This is a genomic window from Bradyrhizobium sp. BWA-3-5 (assembly GCF_032917985.1).
Classification (GTDB): domain Bacteria; phylum Pseudomonadota; class Alphaproteobacteria; order Rhizobiales; family Xanthobacteraceae; genus Bradyrhizobium.
Map to the genome: position 1 here is coordinate 3,998,536 of NZ_CP136626.1, position 16,869 is coordinate 4,015,404.

The 16,869-nt window shown below is 63.4% G+C and carries 16 protein-coding genes; 7 read left to right on the plus strand and 9 right to left on the minus strand.

Annotated elements, in window-relative coordinates; all coding sequences use genetic code 11:
* Positions 1 to 72: 72 nt before the first annotated feature.
* The gene (locus tag RX331_RS19300; RefSeq protein ID WP_317251512.1) at positions 73 to 879 is read right to left on the minus strand and encodes an enoyl-CoA hydratase/isomerase family protein; all 807 of its coding nucleotides are present in this window, start codon (positions 877 to 879) and stop codon (positions 73 to 75) included.
* Positions 880 to 951: 72 nt separating this feature from the next.
* Entirely contained in the window at positions 952 to 1,713 is a 762-nt protein-coding gene (locus tag RX331_RS19305; RefSeq protein WP_317251513.1) for a hypothetical protein, read from the minus strand.
* A 63-nt stretch (positions 1,714 to 1,776) separates the two neighbouring features.
* Here RX331_RS19305 and nthA point away from each other — a divergent pair, with 63 nt between their 5' ends.
* From nthA to RX331_RS19320, 3 genes are read left to right on the plus strand one after another with little or no spacing between them, the layout of a single operon-like run.
* Complete coding sequence (gene nthA, locus RX331_RS19310; protein ID WP_317251514.1) at positions 1,777 to 2,418, plus strand: nitrile hydratase subunit alpha; 642 nt, start codon at positions 1,777 to 1,779, stop codon at positions 2,416 to 2,418.
* Positions 2,418 to 3,077, plus strand: a complete 660-nt coding sequence (nthB, locus tag RX331_RS19315) for a nitrile hydratase subunit beta (RefSeq protein WP_317251515.1) — start codon at positions 2,418 to 2,420, stop codon at positions 3,075 to 3,077. Before nthA ends, nthB begins: the two co-directional genes overlap by 1 nt.
* A gap of 23 nt (positions 3,078 to 3,100) precedes the next feature.
* Positions 3,101 to 3,463, plus strand: coding sequence for a nitrile hydratase accessory protein (locus RX331_RS19320; RefSeq protein WP_317258183.1), 363 nt, complete (start codon positions 3,101 to 3,103; stop codon positions 3,461 to 3,463).
* Positions 3,464 to 3,471: 8 nt separating this feature from the next.
* On the opposite strand, the gene RX331_RS19325 is transcribed toward RX331_RS19320, so the two are convergent.
* Together RX331_RS19325 and queC are read right to left on the minus strand one after the other, a co-directional pair.
* On the minus strand, positions 3,472 to 3,966 hold the full coding sequence (locus RX331_RS19325) for a hypothetical protein (RefSeq protein ID WP_317251516.1): 495 nt from the start codon (positions 3,964 to 3,966) through the stop codon (positions 3,472 to 3,474).
* A 159-nt stretch (positions 3,967 to 4,125) separates the two neighbouring features.
* Positions 4,126 to 4,836: a 7-cyano-7-deazaguanine synthase QueC gene (gene queC, locus RX331_RS19330; protein WP_317251517.1), complete on the minus strand. Its 711-nt coding sequence runs from the start codon at positions 4,834 to 4,836 to the stop codon at positions 4,126 to 4,128.
* Between the two features lie 131 nt (positions 4,837 to 4,967).
* Between queC and mazG the strand changes: the two genes are divergently transcribed.
* Positions 4,968 to 5,783, plus strand: coding sequence for a nucleoside triphosphate pyrophosphohydrolase (mazG, locus tag RX331_RS19335; RefSeq protein ID WP_317251518.1), 816 nt, complete (start codon positions 4,968 to 4,970; stop codon positions 5,781 to 5,783).
* 10 nt (positions 5,784 to 5,793) lie between these two features.
* Here the strand turns inward: mazG and hflX are convergent, their stop codons facing one another.
* The 4 genes from hflX to RX331_RS19355 all read right to left on the minus strand — a co-directional run bounded on the left by hflX (position 5,794) and on the right by RX331_RS19355 (position 11,460).
* Complete coding sequence (gene hflX, locus RX331_RS19340; RefSeq protein ID WP_317251519.1) at positions 5,794 to 7,170, minus strand: GTPase HflX; 1,377 nt, start codon at positions 7,168 to 7,170, stop codon at positions 5,794 to 5,796.
* 11 nt (positions 7,171 to 7,181) lie between these two features.
* Complete coding sequence (gene hfq, locus RX331_RS19345) at positions 7,182 to 7,430, minus strand: RNA chaperone Hfq (RefSeq protein WP_006020546.1); 249 nt, start codon at positions 7,428 to 7,430, stop codon at positions 7,182 to 7,184.
* 305 nt (positions 7,431 to 7,735) lie between these two features.
* Positions 7,736 to 9,106, minus strand: coding sequence for a sigma-54-dependent transcriptional regulator (locus RX331_RS19350; RefSeq protein WP_283027730.1), 1,371 nt, complete (start codon positions 9,104 to 9,106; stop codon positions 7,736 to 7,738).
* 17 nt (positions 9,107 to 9,123) lie between these two features.
* Positions 9,124 to 11,460 carry a PAS domain-containing sensor histidine kinase gene (locus tag RX331_RS19355; protein ID WP_317251520.1) on the minus strand — a complete coding sequence of 779 codons (2,337 nt, stop codon included), beginning with the start codon at positions 11,458 to 11,460 and terminating at the stop codon, positions 9,124 to 9,126.
* Positions 11,461 to 11,841: 381 nt separating this feature from the next.
* Between RX331_RS19355 and RX331_RS19360 the strand changes: the two genes are divergently transcribed.
* Positions 11,842 to 12,678, plus strand: a complete 837-nt coding sequence (locus RX331_RS19360) for a catalase (protein WP_317251521.1) — start codon at positions 11,842 to 11,844, stop codon at positions 12,676 to 12,678.
* Positions 12,679 to 12,702: 24 nt separating this feature from the next.
* Here RX331_RS19360 and RX331_RS19365 read toward each other — a convergent pair whose 3' ends face one another.
* Positions 12,703 to 13,635, minus strand: coding sequence for an AraC family transcriptional regulator (locus RX331_RS19365; protein WP_317251522.1), 933 nt, complete (start codon positions 13,633 to 13,635; stop codon positions 12,703 to 12,705).
* A 479-nt stretch (positions 13,636 to 14,114) separates the two neighbouring features.
* Here RX331_RS19365 and RX331_RS19370 point away from each other — a divergent pair, with 479 nt between their 5' ends.
* A complete protein-coding gene (locus tag RX331_RS19370) occupies positions 14,115 to 15,059 on the plus strand; it encodes an AraC family transcriptional regulator (RefSeq protein ID WP_317251523.1) in 945 nt (314 codons plus the stop codon).
* 526 nt (positions 15,060 to 15,585) lie between these two features.
* Entirely contained in the window at positions 15,586 to 16,803 is a 1,218-nt protein-coding gene (locus RX331_RS19375) for an NAD(P)/FAD-dependent oxidoreductase (RefSeq protein ID WP_317251524.1), read from the plus strand.
* The last annotated feature ends 66 nt before the right edge of the window (positions 16,804 to 16,869 follow it).

Consider the following 16,869-nt stretch of genomic DNA (forward strand, 5'->3'; position numbering starts at 1 on the left):
CAGCTCGCCGAGGCTGCCGACGGTGTTTGCCCGCGGTGCTTGGCAGACCGTGCCTGAACTCCTGACCTTGAGCTACCTTCCCCGGAACCGTGGCTTGCGGCGCTCCAGGAACGCCGCCACGCCTTCCTTGTGATCCTCGGTCATGCTCGCCAGCGCGAACTGGTCGAGGTCCATATGGCTGGCGAGGTCGTCGAGCGCGTGCGCGAGGCGGTTGACCGTCAGCTTGGTCATGGCGACCGACAGCGGCGGCTGGGCCGCGACCTTGCCTGCGAGCGCCATCGCGGCGTCAAATGCCTTGCCGGGATCGGCCACCTCTTCCACCAGACGCCATTCATAGGCTTCCGTGGCCGAGATGCGTTGATCAGCCAGGATCACCGCCTGCTTGGTGCGCGCGGGTCCCATGAGATGCAGCATACGCGGTACGCTCTGCCAGCTCATGTTCATGCCGAGCCCGATCTCGGGCACGCGCATATGGGCATCGCGGGCCATGACACGGAAGTCGAGCGCGACCGCCAGTGCCACGCCGCCTCCGACGCAAAAGCCCTCGATGGCGCCGATGGTGACCTGCTCCATATCCTGCCAGGCCCGCGTCAGCCGCGGTCCGAGCTTGAGGTGGCGGCGCAGCGCGCCGAGATCCATGGACGCGCGGGAACGGCCTTCCGGGTCTTTCAGGTCGAAACCGGCGCTGAACGATTTGGCGCCGCCGGTCAGCACGACGACCGAGGTTGCGCTATCGTCCTCAAAGCTGCGCGCGGCGTCCGTGAGCTGGCGCATTGCGTCCGGCGATAGTGCGTTGATGCCGTCGCCGCGATCGAAGCGCACAACGGCGACACGGCCATCCGGCCCCAGGCCTTTTTCGATCTTCACATGTTCGGTCAACGCAGTGCCTCCCTGCCCGTTATGTCCGGAAATCTTAACGCACCAGGCGTTGATTGGGGTGCAGCACGCCGGCTAAAGGTGGCCCGTGCGGTGGTGATCGGGCTTGCCGCCGGGCACCGGAAAACGGATCGTGGTGCCGAGCGTGATCCAGTTTGCGTTCTCGCCCGCGATGTTGCGGCCGTAGATCAGATCGACCGAAAAAATCTCGTTGGGGCGGTAGCGCATGCCGGTCTGGAACCGGGGTTGCACCACGCTTGGCGTATCGGATCGGCCCGCCTGCCCGAACGCCTCGATGGTCCATTGCAGGGTGTCCGTGAACTTCCAATCGAACCCGATCCCGTAAAGCAGGTAATGACGGTCGATGCTGCGATCCCACAGCCAGCCGCCGTTGAAATTGAGGCGCGTGTTTTCGCTGAGGCGGAACGTCGCCGGCACCACGGCAAAGGCGGTGAGATTGTCGCCGGTGAGCGCATCGAATGAGCCGCCGGCGTAAAAGGAATAGCCGAGCCTGCCGACGCCGGTCGGCGCGATGTTCATCTTCGCCTTGGGTTGGAACGTCATGCTCCATTCGCCCTCGCTGCGCGCGCGATTGGTAAGCATGCTCAGCTCAACCGGCTTGAACGGGTTGACCACGCAGGACGGATTGGCGACCGCCGAAAAATCGGTATTGGACGCCGCCGATAGCCAGCTCTCGATCTTGCACGAACCGGCTTCGCCGATGTCGGCCGCGTCGACGGCGTAGGCGCCATTCGCGGCCCACGCCTCTCTCGCCGGAAACCAGGCCAAAATGCCCGCCGCAACCAATGCCGCGATATGCCCTGCCTTGATCCCCATATGCAAATGCTAGCAGAGTCCCCGCCTCGACATAGCCCGGATTCTACGCCTATCCTCACCCCCATGAGCGACCATGAACACGATCACCACGGCCACCATCACGACCACGACCATTCCGAATTGTCGGAGACCGAGCTGCGCGTGCGCGCGCTGGAGTCGATCCTGACCGAGAAGGGCTATGTCGATCCCGCCGCGCTCGACCTGCTGATCGATCTCTATGAGAAGAAAATCGGCCCCCGGAACGGCATCCGCGTCGTGGCCAAGGCATGGAGCGATCCGGCCTATCACGCGCGGCTGATGAAGGACGCGACCGCCGCGATCGCCGAGCTCGACTATTCCGGCCGCCAGGGCGAGCATATGGTGGTCGTGGAGAATACCCCCGAGCAGCACAACATGGTGGTGTGCACGCTGTGCTCCTGCTACCCGCATCCCGTGCTGGGGCTGCCGCCGGTCTGGTACAAATCCGCCCCCTATCGCTCCCGTGCGGTCTCCGATCCGCGCGGCGTGCTGAAGGACTTTGGCGTAACACTGCCGGACGCGACGAAAATTCGGGTCTGGGATTCCACCGCCGAAATCCGCTACCTCGTGCTGCCGATGCGACCCGAGGGGACCGAGGGCTGGAGCGAAGAGCAGCTCGCCGAGCTCGTCACCCGCGACAGCATGATCGGCACCGGCCTGCCAAAACAGCCTGGCGAGGTCGCCTGATGGACGGCGCGCATGACATGGGCGGCGCCAAGGGCTTTGGCCCGGTCGTACCCGAGCCGAACGAACCGGTGTTTCATGGCGATTGGGAGCGCCGTGCCTTCGCGCTGACGGTTGCAATGGCACGCCCGGGCGGCTGGAACATCGACATGTCGCGGTTTGCCCGCGAGAACCGCCCGCCTGAGGATTACCTCAGCAAGAGCTATTTCCAGATCTGGTTGGCCGGGCTCGAAACGTTGATGATCGAGCGCGGGCTGGTCACGCGCAAGGAGATCGAGGCCGGCAAGGTGCTCTCCCCTCCCAAGCCTGGCATCAAGCCGATCGCGCCGGAGGAAGTTACGCCGGCGATCCGGCGCGGCGGCCCGACCGAGCGGGAACCGAACGCCCCTGCACTATTTGCGGTCGGTGAGACCGTGCGGATGAAGGATATCCACCCCGTAACGCATACGCGGCTGCCACAATATGTGCGCGGCCATCTCGGCACCATCGAGCACAATCACGGCTGCCACGTCTTTCCCGACACCAACTCGCTCGGCAAGGGCGAAGACCCGCAATGGCTCTACACCGTGCGGTTCGACGGGCCTGAATTGTGGGGCAAAGACACCGACCCGACGCTCAGCGTTTCGGTCGACGCCTGGGAATCCTATCTGGAGCGCGTGTGACTAACCTTACCCCACAACAGGCGATGCGGGCGGCGGTCGCCGTCCCCGGCGTGCCCCGCGACCAGGACGGCCCAGTGTTTCGCGAGCCGTGGGAAGCGCGCGCTTTCGCGATGGCACTGGCGCTGCATGAGGCCGGCGTGTTCACCTGGAAGGAATGGGCGGAGACGCTGGGCGCGCAGATCAAGCGCGCGCAGGCCGCCGGCGACCCTGATACGGGCGAGACCTATTATCAGCATTGGCTGGCGACGCTGGAAACGCTGGTCGCCGCAAAGGGCGTTGCGACGTCGGATCTACTGCATCGCTACCGCGATGCCTGGGATCACGCTGCCGACCGCACGCCGCACGGCGCGCCGATCGAGCTGACGGCGAAGGATTTTGGGGAATAGCGCAGTCGTCACGACGATGCACCGGCCTCCGATGGTCGTCGATTTGTGTTTCCGGCCAGCCGCCTGGGATCCCTCAAGGCGTGCTTGAATTCCGACCGGGAAATGAACGGCCATGCGAGGCGATCTCCGGCCGTGAGAAACTCGGCGGCATGTTCAGGAGATATTGCATTGGGCCAGCTCAGCCACCGCAATAGCGCCGGCCGAACCCGCCGCAATGGCTGGAGCCCGGGCAGGTACATCTTTGGCCAGCTATACTGAAAGTCGCTGTCGAGGAACAGGACCCAGCGCAGCACTTCCCGGCGCGTGCGCGACTCCGCGTAACGTCCGACCAGCCGATGCCCGCAGGTGTCGCTGTAGAGCAGCCAAGTCATACCGGCGAACGCCATGATCGCGGCGTCGCTGGTCTCGGGGATGCTATCCTCGAACTGGTCGCTGCTGATCTTTCCTGAAACGAGAAGCCTGATGTTTCGGGAAAGCTGGTCGCGGGCGGGCCGATCTATCATCATCCTTGTCACATTCGCGTCGATCGACTTTCCGCCAATCTATACGAAACCCGTATTTTCCCCGTCTTAACCACTTAGTTCAAACCCTATCGATTTGGTTCACAACCCGGCCTGGAACAGCAGAAACCCGGCGACTAGCCGATAAAATTGTCTACGTCCTCACTTTCCCGCATATTCGCGCCAGCCCTTGGCTCGCAACGCGCAGGCCGGGCATTCGCCGCAGCCATAGCCCCAGTCGTGCTGTGCGCCGCGCTCGCCAAGATAGCAGGTGTGGGAGTGCTCGCGGATCAGATCGACCAGCCCTGCCCCGCCGAGGTCATGCGCCAGCTGCCAGGTGGCTGCCTTGTCGAGCCACATCAGCGGCGTATGCAGTTCAAAGTTCTTCGCCATGCCGAGGTTGAGCGCGGACTGCAGTGCCTTGATCGTCTCGTCGCGGCAATCCGGATAGCCGGAATAGTCCGTCTCGCACATGCCGCCGACGATGTGGCGGATGCCGCGCCGATAGGCCAGCGCCGCCGCGAAGGTTAGGAACACCAGGTTGCGGCCGGGGACGAACGTGTTGGGCAGGCCGTCCGCGCCCATCCTGATCTCGACATCGCGCGTCAGCGCGGTGTCGGAAATTTCGGCCAGCGTCGGAATCTCCAGCGTATGGCTCTCGCCGATTTTTGCCGCCCAATCCGGCCGCAGCGATGTGATGCCGGACAGCAGGCGTTCGCGGCAGTCGAGTTCGATTGCATGACGCTGGCCGTAAGCGAAGCCAAGCATTTCGACACTGGCAAAGCGCTGCAGTGCCCAGGCCAGGCAGGTGGTGGAATCCTGCCCACCGGAGAACAGCACCAGCGCGGTTTCGGAGGAGGATGGGTCGGTCATAAAGGGCCCAATAGCATTCCCGGGCCTTGAGGCCAATCCGTGGAAATTGCCTTGATTTTAGTGCGTTCCGCTGGGATCGGCGTCCCGCTTGCGGCATAAAGCGGGCGACCTTCTTCGACGACGGACGTCCCATGACCCCATCCCGCGACATTTCACGGCTCATCGAAATCATGGCGGCGCTGCGCACGCCCGTGACCGGTTGCCCATGGGACCTCGAGCAGGACTTTGCGACGATTGCGCCCTACACCATCGAGGAGGCCTATGAGGTCGCCGATGCCATCACGCGGGGCGACCTCGACGACCTGCGCGAGGAGCTCGGCGATCTGCTGCTGCAGGTCGTCTATCACGCCCGCATGGCGGAAGAGCAGAACGCCTTTGTCTTCGGCGACGTGGTCGAAGCGATCACGCGCAAGCTGATCCGCCGCCATCCGCATGTGTTCGCCGACAAGGACGGCACTATCGCGCCTGCCGGCGTCAAGAGCGCCTGGGAGCGTATCAAGGCCGAGGAAAAAGCCGAGCGCGCCGCCCGCCGGCCGCCGGAAGAAACTTTGCACCAGTCGCTGCTTTCAAGCGTCAAGGCAGGGCTGCCGGCGCTCACACGGGCCATGGAATTGCAGCGCAAGGCGTCGACGGTCGGCTTCGATTGGAACAATCCCCGCGCGGTGCTGAGCAAGATCCGCGAGGAGGCCGACGAGATCGAGGCCGCGCTCGATCGCAACGACAAGAAGGAACTGGTGGAAGAAACCGGCGACCTCTTGTTCGCGCTGGTCAATCTGGCCCGCCATGTCGGCGCCGATCCCGACGCCGCATTGCGCGGCACCAACGCCAAATTCGAACGCCGCTTTGCCTATATCGAGCGTGCGCTCGCAGCAAAGGGACGCTCGCTGGAAGATGCAACGCTGGAAGAGATGGACGCGCTGTGGAACGAGGCGAAGGGCGCGCGTTGAATCTTCGAGTTTACGCCACGCGCGGCACGGCCGCGAAACGATTGACCACGATGTCGCGCTTGGTCTCGTCGACGCGCACCGTCATATCGAAGCGGCCGTCGTGAAGCTCCTTGGCTAACACTTCGGCGTTACGATGAAGCCAGCTGATCCCGGCACCGTCGGCGGCATCGATTGACAGATCAAGCGTGGTGCGCGTGGCGGCCAGCCGCTCTTCGATCGCAGAGAGTAGCTCGTTGATCCCCTCCCCGGTCGCGGCGGAGACCAGGAAACACGGCCGCTCCGGCGGACGGCGGGACGCGATATTGCGCAGGTTCTCGCGCTCGTCGGAATCGAAGCGGTCGATCTTGTTCCAGACTTCGAGGATGCGTCCGCCGGCGTCAGGATCGATTCCGAGCTGGCGCAGCACGGCATCGACGTCACGCTCCTGCGCCTCGGCGTCCTCATGCGAGATGTCGCGAACGTGAAGAATGATGTCGGCCTCCAGCACCTCTTCCAGCGTGGCGCGGAACGCGGCGACAAGCTGTGTCGGCAGGTTGGAAATGAAGCCGACGGTATCCGACAGCATCGCCTTGCCGCCATGCGGCAAGCTCAGCGCGCGCAAGGTCGGATCCAGCGTCGCAAACAGCATGTCCACCGCCTGCACGTCGGCGCGCGTCAGGCGGTTGAACAGCGTCGACTTGCCAGCATTGGTGTAGCCGACTAGCGCCACCACGCGGTACGGCACACGCTGCCGGCCGGCGCGATGCAGCCGCCGCGTCGCCTGCACCTTCTTCAGTTCGTTTTCCAGCCGCGTGATGCGGTCGCCGATCAGGCGGCGGTCGGCTTCGATCTGGGTCTCACCGGGGCCGCCCATGAAGCCGAAGCCACCGCGCTGGCGCTCCAGATGGGTCCAGGACCGCACCAGGCGGCTGCGCTGATAATTCAGATGCGCCAGCTCGACCTGCAGCGCGCCTTCCTTGGTCTTGGCGCGGCGGCCGAAGATTTCCAGGATCAGACCGGTGCGGTCGAGCACCTTGGTGCTCCAGGCCTTCTCGAGATTGCGCTGCTGGATCGGCGACAGTGCGCAGTCCATCACCACCAGCTCGATGTCGTGGCCGGCGATCAGGCCGGTGATCTCCTCGACCTTGCCCTTGCCGAGATAGGTCGCCGGCCGGATCTGCCCGACCGGTGCGATCACGGCATCGGCGATCGTGAGGTCGATGGCCCTGGCCAGGCCTGCCGCCTCATCGAGCCGGGCTTCGAAATCGCGCACGGAATCGTTCGCCTGCGCATCGGCATCGCCGCGGCGCATTCGCAAATAAGGGCCGATGACGATCACCCGCCCGCTTTGTTGACCCTCTGCCGACCGCGGACGGTCGGCGCTCCCTTTACGGTCGAGGGGTTCCAATCAGTTCACTCTCAAGCCGGAGCGTCCTCGCCGCCTTCGAACAACTGGATCGGAGCTCCCGGCATGATGGTCGAAATCGCATGCTTGTAGACGAGCTGCGAATGACCGTCGCGCCGAAGCAGCAAGCAGAAGTTGTCGAACCAGGTAACAATTCCTTGCAGCTTTACTCCGTTGACCAGGAAGATCGTCAGTGGCGTTTTTGTTTTTCGAACGTGATTCAGGAAGGTGTCTTGTAGGTTTTGTGCGCGGTCTGCCGCCATTGTTTTTGTCCCGCCGTCTCGTGTTTCTTGTTGTTAAGCCGGTTGTTGCTCTCTCACGGAGCCTGCCCCGACTCGCCGGCTTCCCCTGAGATCCCCCTCCGGTCGGCTCGGCGGTTTGATTAGAAGGTACGCGCGGTTTTAAGGCAAGCCGGTTCGGGCCCCGCCTGCCCGGAACCCAGTGGCCATTCTCCCTAAAACTGCGGAAAGAGATAAATATTCCAAAGCAAGTGCATGGATCGGTGCAAATGACGCGATTTGAGTCGCGGATTGAGGGCACCTCAAGAACAAGCGATTCACTGAGGGCCTCAACCCACTCCAAGCGCCTTCAACTTGCGATGCAGCGCCGAACGCTCCATGCCGACGAATTCGGCCGTACGCGAGATGTTGCCGGAAAACCGGCTGATCTGCGCGATCAGGTAGTCACGTTCGAACACTTCCCGCGCCTCGCGCAGCGGCAGTCCCATGATGTGCTCGCCATTGTTGCTGGTCGGCATCGCCGGTACCATGGAGCCGACATCCTGCGGCAGCATGTCGGCGGTGATGATCGCCTCCGGGCCGCCACCGGCCAGAATCATGACCCGTTCGACATTGTTGCGGAGCTGGCGGACGTTGCCGGGCCAGACGTGCGATTGCAGCACCGCCATCGCGTCCTGGCCGATCTGCCGCTTCGGCAGGCCGGTCGCCGCCGATATCTGGTCCATGAAATAGTCGATCAGTTCGGGAATGTCCTCGCGGCGCTCCGACAGCGGCGGCACGCGGATCGGCACCACCGACAGCCGATGGTAGAGATCCTCGCGGAAGCGCCCTTCGGCGATCTCTTCCTCCAAGTTGCGCGCCGTCGAGGAGATGATGCGGACATCGACATGGATCTTGGCGGTGCCGCCCGAACGCTGGAAGGTCTGGTCGACCAGGACGCGCAGGATCTTGTTCTGGGTCTCGCGCGGCATGTCGGCAATCTCGTCGATGAACAGCGTGCCGCCATGGGCCTCTTCCAGCGCCCCCGGCTTGCGCGGGTGCTCGCCATTGGTCTGCTCGATGCCGAACAATTCGACTTCCATCCGCTCCGGCGTGATCGCCGCGGCATTGATGACGACGAACGGTCCTTCCGCACGGCTCGATGCATTGTGCAGCGTGCGCGCCACCAGCTCCTTGCCCGAGCCGGACGGGCCGACGATCAGGATGCGGCTGTTGGCTTTCGCTGCGCGGTCGATGGTTTGGCGCAACTGGTTCATGCAGGCGGAGCGTCCGGTGAGAACGCTCGCGGTGGGCGCCAGTTGCTTGAGCTCCTTCACTTCGCGCTTGAGCCGCGAGTTCTCCAGCGCCCGCGTCGCCACCAGGATCAGCCGGTCGGACTTGAACGGCTTTTCGATGAAGTCGTAGGCGCCGCGCTTGATCGCAGCGACTGCGGTCTCGATGTTGCCGTGCCCGGAGATCATCACGACGGGGACGTCGGCATGCTCCTTCTTGACCTGCTCGAGCAATTGCAGCCCGTCGAGCTTGGAGCCTTGCAGCCAGATATCGAGAAACACCAGGTGCGGCCGGCGGCTGGAAATCTCCGCCAGCGCCGAATCGCTGTCGCGGGCGGTGCGGGTATTGAAGCCTTCGTCCTCCAGGATGCCCGCAACGAGGTCGCGAATATCGGCTTCATCATCGACAATCAGAATGTCACTGGCCATGGGTTACACCTGTCTTGTCAGTTGCCTGTCGCGGCTTCGGTTTTTGCTTGATCATTGGTCGCTGATGCCGCCGCATTGGTTTCGCTCGACGACCCTTTTGTTTCACTGCCCTGCCGACTTGCTTCCGCGGACGGCTGCTTCGCGTGACCGGAGACGGCAAAGCGAAGCCGCATCCAGGCGCCGCGCTGTCCGGGGCGGAAATCGGAGGCGTCCTTGAGTTCGATGCGGCCGCCATGGTCTTCCAATACGCGGCCGACGATCGCAAGCCCGAGCCCAGTGCCCTTCGCGCGCGTCGTCACATAGGGCTCCAGCAGCCGCGCCCGGCTCACCTTGGGCAACCCGATGCCATTGTCGACGACGTCGATCACGATGTCGTCGTTTTCGCGCGCGGCAACGACGTCGATGCGCCCCTTGCCGAGTTCCTCAGGCGGCACCTGCTCGATCGCCTCGGTCGCGTTCTTGATGATGTTGGTCAGCGCCTGAGAGATCAGCCGGCGGTCGAACTGCGCGCGCATCGGGTCCTGCTTGATATCCGCCTCGATATCGAGATCGGGATGTCCGACCTTCATGAGGAACACCGCCTGCCGCACAGTATCGGCGACGTCCTCGCCTTCCATGACCGGCTTTGGCATCCGCGCGAAGCGGGAGAATTCATCGACCATCCGCCTGATGTCGTCGACCTGTCGCACGATGGTTTCGGTACATTGTTCGAAGATGTTCTTGTCTTCGGTGATGACCTTGCCGAATTTGCGGCGGATTCGCTCGGCTGAGAGCTGGATCGGCGTCAGCGGGTTCTTGATTTCATGGGCGATGCGGCGCGCCACGTCGCCCCACGCCGAGGTTCGCTGCGCGGAGACCAGCTCGGTGATGTCGTCGAGCGTGATGATGTAGCTGTCGCGCGAGCCGCTGGTCTGCTCGGCGCTGACGCGAACCGACAGGTTTCGCTCATGGCCGTCGCGCATGATCGTGATCTGGCCCTGCACCAGACGCTGCGTGCCCTCGCGCGCGGTCTTCATCATGTCGTCGAGCTCGGGCAGCACGTCTGACAGCGGATGGTCGAGCGTCTCGGATTCGGCGTGGCCGATCAGCTTCTCGGCTGAGCGGTTCAGAATGCCGACGCTGCCCGACGCATCGACGCCGATGATGCCGGCGCTGGCCGAGGACAGTACCGCCTCGATGAAGCGGCGGCGGCTGTCGATCAGGTCGGAGGCGCTGACCAGCTCGTCGCGCTGGCTGCGCAGTTCGGCCGTCATCTTGTTGAAAGTCTCACCGAGCTGCGCGAGGTCGCCCTCGGATTTGTGGACCGGCACCTGGACATGCAGATCGCCGGTCGAGACGATGTTGGCCGCGCTCATCAGGTTGCGGATCGGCGCTACCAGCCAGTTGGCGAAATTCAATCCGATCAGCACCGACGCCATGAGGATCGTCAGCGCGATCACCGCAAACATCAGCGCGAAGGTAACCTGGATGCCAAGCCGGCGAGCTTCGATCTGGGCATATTCGGCAACGCTGGCCTGTGTCTGCTTCAGCTGGCTGACCACCCGCGGCTCGAGCAGCCGGGCAACATAAAGGAACGTGTCGGTAAAGCCGCGCAGGCGAATGACCGCTGCGACATAGTTTTCCTCCGGGAATACCCCGATCTCCGGCTTGGTTTCGCTGACGTCGTTGAGGAACTCCTGGGGCGGCGTCGCAAATTGCTGCTTGATGCCGGTTTGGGCCGTCACCAGAACGTTGCGATCCTTGTCGATCAGCATCGCGCCCGGCAGATTGCGTGACGCCGCGTTGTTGGTCAGCAACTCCAAAAATGACTGCCGGTCCTGGTCGTAAAGCGGCCGCGCATTCGAGAGCTCGTTGGCCATCCCCAGGATGTCGCTGTTGATCAGATAGGCATGCTCATTGACGTAGGCCCGGGCAATGTTCAGCGAATTCTCGATCGCGGCGCGCGTCGGTCCGGAAAACAGCCGGTCGAGGCCGCGATCAAGGGTGACATTGGCGACAACGGCAACCACGACCGCTGGAAGCACGGCGATGACGGAGAACAGGCCGACGATCTGGACGTGCAGCCGTGCCGCCGCCCGGCCGCGCCGCCGCGCCTGGATCACCAGCCAGACTTCGCGGATGATGATAACGACCAGCAGCAGCACAGTCGCCGCATTGATCAGCAGGAACGAATAGACAACGTGACGGGTCGGCTCGATCGGCGTCAGGCCGGCCAGCACCATGAAGGTCAGAAATGCCGACAGCAGCGCGATCGCGACCGCAAACGGCGCCACCCACTTCCGCAGGATTCCTCCTCCGGATTCGGCAAGCGACGTGTTTAATGATGGTGCCGAGGTCGTCGCTTCGGTGGTCATTCCGGAAATCGGTGAGCTGAAAGGACAGGCCGCCTATTCGCGGACTGATGCATTCATATCACAATGTTGCCGAAATGCGGCATCAGTAAGATGCTCGCATTCTCAATAGCTTACGGACATTCTTTTCAGGCGAGTGATAAAATTACCAAAACCGCCGAATCGACGGTGGCCATCATCCGCAGGGGGTCGGCGACCTATCGGTGAAGCCGCCATCGGCAAGCTTTGTCGCATAATCGGACAAGGTATGGGGGATTCGGGAAAGACGCTCGGGGTGCCCTGCGCCAGAAACGTGCCGCAACGTTTCGAACCCGAGGTCTCATCCTGCCCAAGTTCCCGCGCGGCCCTGCCAGCCCCACAGCCATCGTCACGGCCATGAAGGCGATGGCTGGTCTTCCGCCAAAAGCGCGTGCCAGCTTTGCTAGGGGGCGATGCGTTCGCGGCACCTATGCCCCGTCAGATCGGGCCAAGGAGATCACGAAATCCTGCAGCTTCACCAAGCCATCGCGCGTGCTGGCGCGCTTCTCGGTGGAAGGAAGCCTCCGCACCAACGACACGTTGCTGCGCGGCTTCAGCTTCCGCCTCGGCAGCGATGGCCAGCGATCGGAAATATTGACGCAGAGCGCCCCGGTTCATTTCGCGAGAACGCTTGAGCAGATGTTGGCTTTCATCCGGGCGCGCATTCCCGGTCCCGACGGCCAGCCGGACCTGGCAAAGATCGAGGCATTTTCAGCCGCCAATCCCGAGACGCTGCATCAGGCGAGCTACATCGCCGCGCATCCGCCGCCCGCAAGCTTGGCCTGCACAACCTATTGGGGCGTGCACGCATTTCCCGCGACGAATTCAAAGGGCGAGACAAGGTTCATCAAGTTCAAGGTCACGCCGGTTGGCGAACAGACGACGGAGGTCAAGCTCAGGATAAAGTCTGCCGAGCTGCTGCACGATGATCTCGAATCCCGGATCGCAGCTCGCGATATCAGGTTCAGCGTGATGGCGCTGCTGGATCATCCCGGTGACCCCGTCATGGACGTGACCATGCGATGGCCCGACGAGAACGGACGCGAAGCGGTGCGGTTGGGAACAATCGTGATCACCGGCGTCGCAGCAAACGATACGTTCTTCAATCCCGCAACTCTGGCCGAAGGCATCAGTTATCCGCCTGACGAGATGTTTGCGGCCCGCCGCGCCGCCTACGCTATCTCACAGGCAAGGCGTCGCTGAGCGGATGGGGCTGCGCGGTTCCGATCACGTCTCGTTTGGCGGTGCGCCGAGCCTTTCGCGACGCCACACTCCCGGGCTGACGCCGATCACGGAAGTAAATACCCGCGTAAAGTGGCTCTGATTCGCGAACCCTGCCGACACCGCAATCTCGGACAGCGGCAGGCCGCGCACCGTCATAAGCTGCTTGGCAGTTTTCACACGCTGGCGGAGCAGCCACTGGTGCGGCGGCAGACCGGTGGAGATGCGAAAGGCGCGCGAGAAGTGGCTGACCGAGAGATCGAACTCTGCCGCGATCTGTTGCAACGAAAGTGTCCCGCCGAGGTCAGCCTCCAGCCTTTCACACGCGCGCTTGACCTGCCACGGCGCAAGGCCGCCACGGGCTAGCTCGGTATTGCGCCGCAGTCCGCCATAGGTCTGGGCAACGTGCGCAGTGAGCGCGAGCATCATGTGATCGATGAAAAGCTGGTTGGCCTCGGACGGCCGCCGCAATCCCTGCAGGAACGCGCCACCGATATGATTGACGACCGTGTCGTCGTGGCCGACGCCGAGCTCACACGCGAGATCACCGATGCGCGGCGCGCCGGACTGTTCAGCGATGCCGTCGAGCGCTGAGCGCGGAAGATGGAAAAACAGGGAATGAAACGGCTTGTCGATCACATAGCGCGGATCGCGCTTGAGATCGTATAGATAGGTTGCGCCCGCTTTGACATCCCTCTTCATGAGACACTTGCCGCGCTCCCACAGCTCGCAGTCCGGATAATCGTGAAGTTTCAGGCTGACCAAAAAGGCATCCTCCGCTGCCAGCGAGCCGGAAAGGCCGGGTAGCGGGTTGTCATCCCGTGTTTCAGTGACCGCAAGCTCGACGCCGCGCAGTGACCGCGTGACCAGCGACGGCGGCGCATCCTTCAGGTGCAGGAATTGCCCGAGCCTCGCGCCAAAGGCACCCGCCTGCGCCATATGCGTTATCTCACTCTGAAATTGGAAGGACGGTCGTCGCGCCGCCAGCGAAATGCATGCTTATTATCTGCTTTCACGGCGCGGTCGTCTACGGCGTTTGGCCCGAGTCCGCAATGCATCGGGCTTTGTGACACGACACGCGTAGGCGCTTGCTTTGGAAGGGCAACGTTGCTGTCAGTTTGTAACACAAATGCACGCATTGGTAGCAGCTTCTTGCCTCATTCGACGGCAGAGGCGACCCTTGCTCAATCATTGCGCGGCTTTGGTCACTAACCCTTGATGTGCGCTTGCAGCAAGATCAGGCAAAGCACCGCCGCTTTGGGAAAGACCCCGTAGTTCTCCGCGCCTAGAACGCGCGCCGGAAGCTCTCGACGCTTGGCGGCATCAGTACGGCGAGACGGGAAGCAACAGCTTCGCGTCAGCACCGCAAGTCATGTCGGCGGCGCGAGCGAACAGCCCCCTCCAAGCGAGCAATCGCCATGAGCAAGCCAATCCTGCGCAATTCTTCGCAAGCGAATTCCCACACCGCGTCGGACGCGGAGCCTTCGCCAATCGAGTCCCGTGCTGCCGAGGCGGAGATGGCACGCGTGCTTCACACCCAACCACTCCGCATGGCTCTGGACGCGTCCGGCGCCGGGATCGCTCACTGGCAGCATGACCCATTGCACGACGTCGTCGAGCCCATGACCCACCACGTCATCATGGCCTACAACGGCTCGGTTCAGCGCATGGAGCGGCGGTCGGGAAGATCGGTCGCCATTGGAACGTTTCGTCCCGGGGTTTTGATCATCATTCCGGAAGGATCAAGCTCGCGATGGGATATTCCGAAACCGGTCGATGTCGTTCAGCTCTATCTTCCTCACACAACCCTCAAGCGGGTTGCCGATGAAGCTGGCACCGCCACATCGACCAATCTCCTGGAGCGAACGGCGCATCCCGACCCCATCACATCGCGATTGCTCCTGAGCGCCTCGGATGTCCTGGATGGCAATGAGGCGCTGGATGCGCTGTTCAGACAGCAGCTGACGGACCTCCTGGCCACGCGTTTGCTGGCTGCGCATACCGGCTCGCCAACCACCATCCAGCCGGTGATGGGCGGGTTGTCGCCGAAAGTGCTCGGCCGTGCCATCGAGCGCCTGCGTTCAGATGCCGATGCGGATGTCTCGCTCGCGGCGCTCGCTTCCGATGCTGGCTTGTCACGCTTCCATTTCTGCCGTGCGTTCAAGGAAAGTACGGGGCTTTCGCCGCATGCCTGGCTCCGCCAGCACCAACTCGAGCAGGCCATGAAGATGCTGCGCGACACCGACGATTCGATCGTGTCGATCGCGGCCGCGCTTGGCTACTCCTCGCAGACGGCTTTTGCCGCAGCGTTTAGAAAGCTGACGGGTGAAACACCGAGCGATTGGCGCCGGCGCATGCGCTAGCCGCAATCGCTCTACAGCTACGGCAATCGCTCTGGGGCAGCCGCAGTTTTCGTTCGCTAGAACGTTACCGTGCTCAGCCAACAATCGACGGAGACAAACGATGAGCTGGAAAGCCTTCGTCCCCCTTGCAATCAGACCGCGCAGGAAAGTCGTAACCACCGCGCTCGTGTACGGGCTTTCACTGGCCGTCCGCTTCACCTCTGCCGCGGGCGAAGAGACGGAAGTGGCTCCGCCCGCCCCCCGAGGCGCCTACCCCATCACTTCCATCATGATCAATGACGGCGGCCGCACCTTCTACAGGGACTGGCCACGGCCCGTTCAATCGACTGCCTTCCGCAGCCGGGCGCTGGGCTCTCAAGCATGCAGCGCGGCATGCGACGGCCCCCTGCCTTCGCCGCTGATGTCGGCCTGCCCCGCTCCTTAGCGGCGGCCTCGTTTCACCTCTTCGCGCCGTTGTCGCGAGAACGTCGTCACCACGTGCGGCGGCAGCATGCGCCTGTCTGGAAGTCAACCAAGGAGAAATCAGATGCGACTAGTCATTATCGGCGCCGGCTTTGCCGGCATGTACGCCGCCCTTTCTGCCGCCCGCCTGCGCGACATCCAGGGCGTTTCACCCGAGGAGCTCGAGATCGCGCTGGTTGCGCCGGAGCCGACGCTGGTGGTCCGGCCACGGCTCTACGAGCCGAAACCAGAGACCCTCACCGCACCGTTGCTCGATGTGCTGAAGGCCATCGACGTTGCCTATGTGCAGGGCAGCGCCGAGACGGTCGACACCAGCTCGCGCATTGTGCGGATCACGACGGCCAAGGGTGCGCGGAGGACGCTTTCCTACGATCGCCTGGTCGTTGCCACCGGAAGCCGCCTGTTCCGTCCCAACATTCCGGGCCTTGCCGAGCACGGCTTCAGTGTCGACTCGCTCGATGATGCAATTGCCCTCGACAAGCATCTGCACGGTCTTGCCGACCGGCCGGCCGTTAACGGACGCGACACGGTCGTCGTCGCCGGCGGCGGGTTCACCGGCATCGAGGCGGCCACTGAGATGCCGGCGCGGCTTCGCGCTATCCTCGGCAAGGATGCCAAGCCCCGTGTCGTCATCGTCGAGCGCAATCCGGCCATCGCTCCCGATATGGGCGAAGGCCCCCGTCCCGTCATCGAAGAGGCACTGCGCAAAGTCGGCGTGGAGACACGCGTCGGTGCCGGCGTCGCCTCGCTCGACGAGTCCGGCGTCACCTTGTCGAGCGGCGAGCGCATCGAAGCCGAGACCGTGATCTGGGCCGCGGGGATTCGTGCCGCCCCGTTGACGGCACAGATCCCCGCCGAACGCGACAATTTCGGCCGGCTGCTTGTCGACCGCGATTTGCACGTGCCAGGCGTCTCCGGCGTCTTCGCCACCGGAGACGCCGCGCGCGCCGCCTGCGACGACGTCGGCAATTACGCGCTGATGTCGTGCCAGCATGCCACGCGGATGGGCGCTTTCGCCGGCAACAACGCCGCCGCCGAGCTTCTGGGCGTTCCGACCAAACCCTACCACCAGAAGGGTTACGTCACCTGTCTGGACCTCGGCGAAGCCGGCGCGCTGTTCACGACCGGCTGGGAGCGCAAGGTGGCGATGGTTGGCGGCGTCGCCAAGAAGACCAAGCAGGAGATCAACACCGTCTGGATCTATCCGCCCCAGGCCCAGCGTGCCGCCGCGCTGGCGTCGGCAGATCCGGAGCGTGTCACCGACGTGGCTGGCTTTCTCTAGATCCGTCGCGCGATACGGACCGCGCTCCGCACTGGCTGCGCGGCCTTCTCAACCAAGACCAAAGAG

Bases quoted from the DNA above. Each gene is read 5' to 3' on its own strand.
- RX331_RS19305 (WP_317251513.1), bottom strand. From the start codon at position 1,713: ATGGGGATCAAGGCAGGGCATATCGCGGCATTGGTTGCGGCGGGCATT.
- nthA (WP_317251514.1), top strand. From the start codon at position 1,777: ATGAGCGACCATGAACACGATCACCACGGCCACCATCACGACCACGAC.
- nthB (WP_317251515.1), top strand. From the start codon at position 2,418: ATGGACGGCGCGCATGACATGGGCGGCGCCAAGGGCTTTGGCCCGGTC.
- RX331_RS19320 (WP_317258183.1), top strand. From the start codon at position 3,101: ATGCGGGCGGCGGTCGCCGTCCCCGGCGTGCCCCGCGACCAGGACGGC.
- RX331_RS19325 (WP_317251516.1), bottom strand. From the start codon at position 3,966: ATGATAGATCGGCCCGCCCGCGACCAGCTTTCCCGAAACATCAGGCTT.
- queC (WP_317251517.1), bottom strand. From the start codon at position 4,836: ATGACCGACCCATCCTCCTCCGAAACCGCGCTGGTGCTGTTCTCCGGT.
- mazG (WP_317251518.1), top strand. From the start codon at position 4,968: ATGACCCCATCCCGCGACATTTCACGGCTCATCGAAATCATGGCGGCG.
- hfq (WP_006020546.1), bottom strand. From the start codon at position 7,430: ATGGCGGCAGACCGCGCACAAAACCTACAAGACACCTTCCTGAATCAC.
- RX331_RS19350 (WP_283027730.1), bottom strand. From the start codon at position 9,106: ATGGCCAGTGACATTCTGATTGTCGATGATGAAGCCGATATTCGCGAC.
- RX331_RS19355 (WP_317251520.1), bottom strand. From the start codon at position 11,460: ATGACCACCGAAGCGACGACCTCGGCACCATCATTAAACACGTCGCTT.
- RX331_RS19360 (WP_317251521.1), top strand. From the start codon at position 11,842: ATGGCTGGTCTTCCGCCAAAAGCGCGTGCCAGCTTTGCTAGGGGGCGA.
- RX331_RS19365 (WP_317251522.1), bottom strand. From the start codon at position 13,635: ATGGCGCAGGCGGGTGCCTTTGGCGCGAGGCTCGGGCAATTCCTGCAC.
- RX331_RS19370 (WP_317251523.1), top strand. From the start codon at position 14,115: ATGAGCAAGCCAATCCTGCGCAATTCTTCGCAAGCGAATTCCCACACC.
- RX331_RS19375 (WP_317251524.1), top strand. From the start codon at position 15,586: ATGCGACTAGTCATTATCGGCGCCGGCTTTGCCGGCATGTACGCCGCC.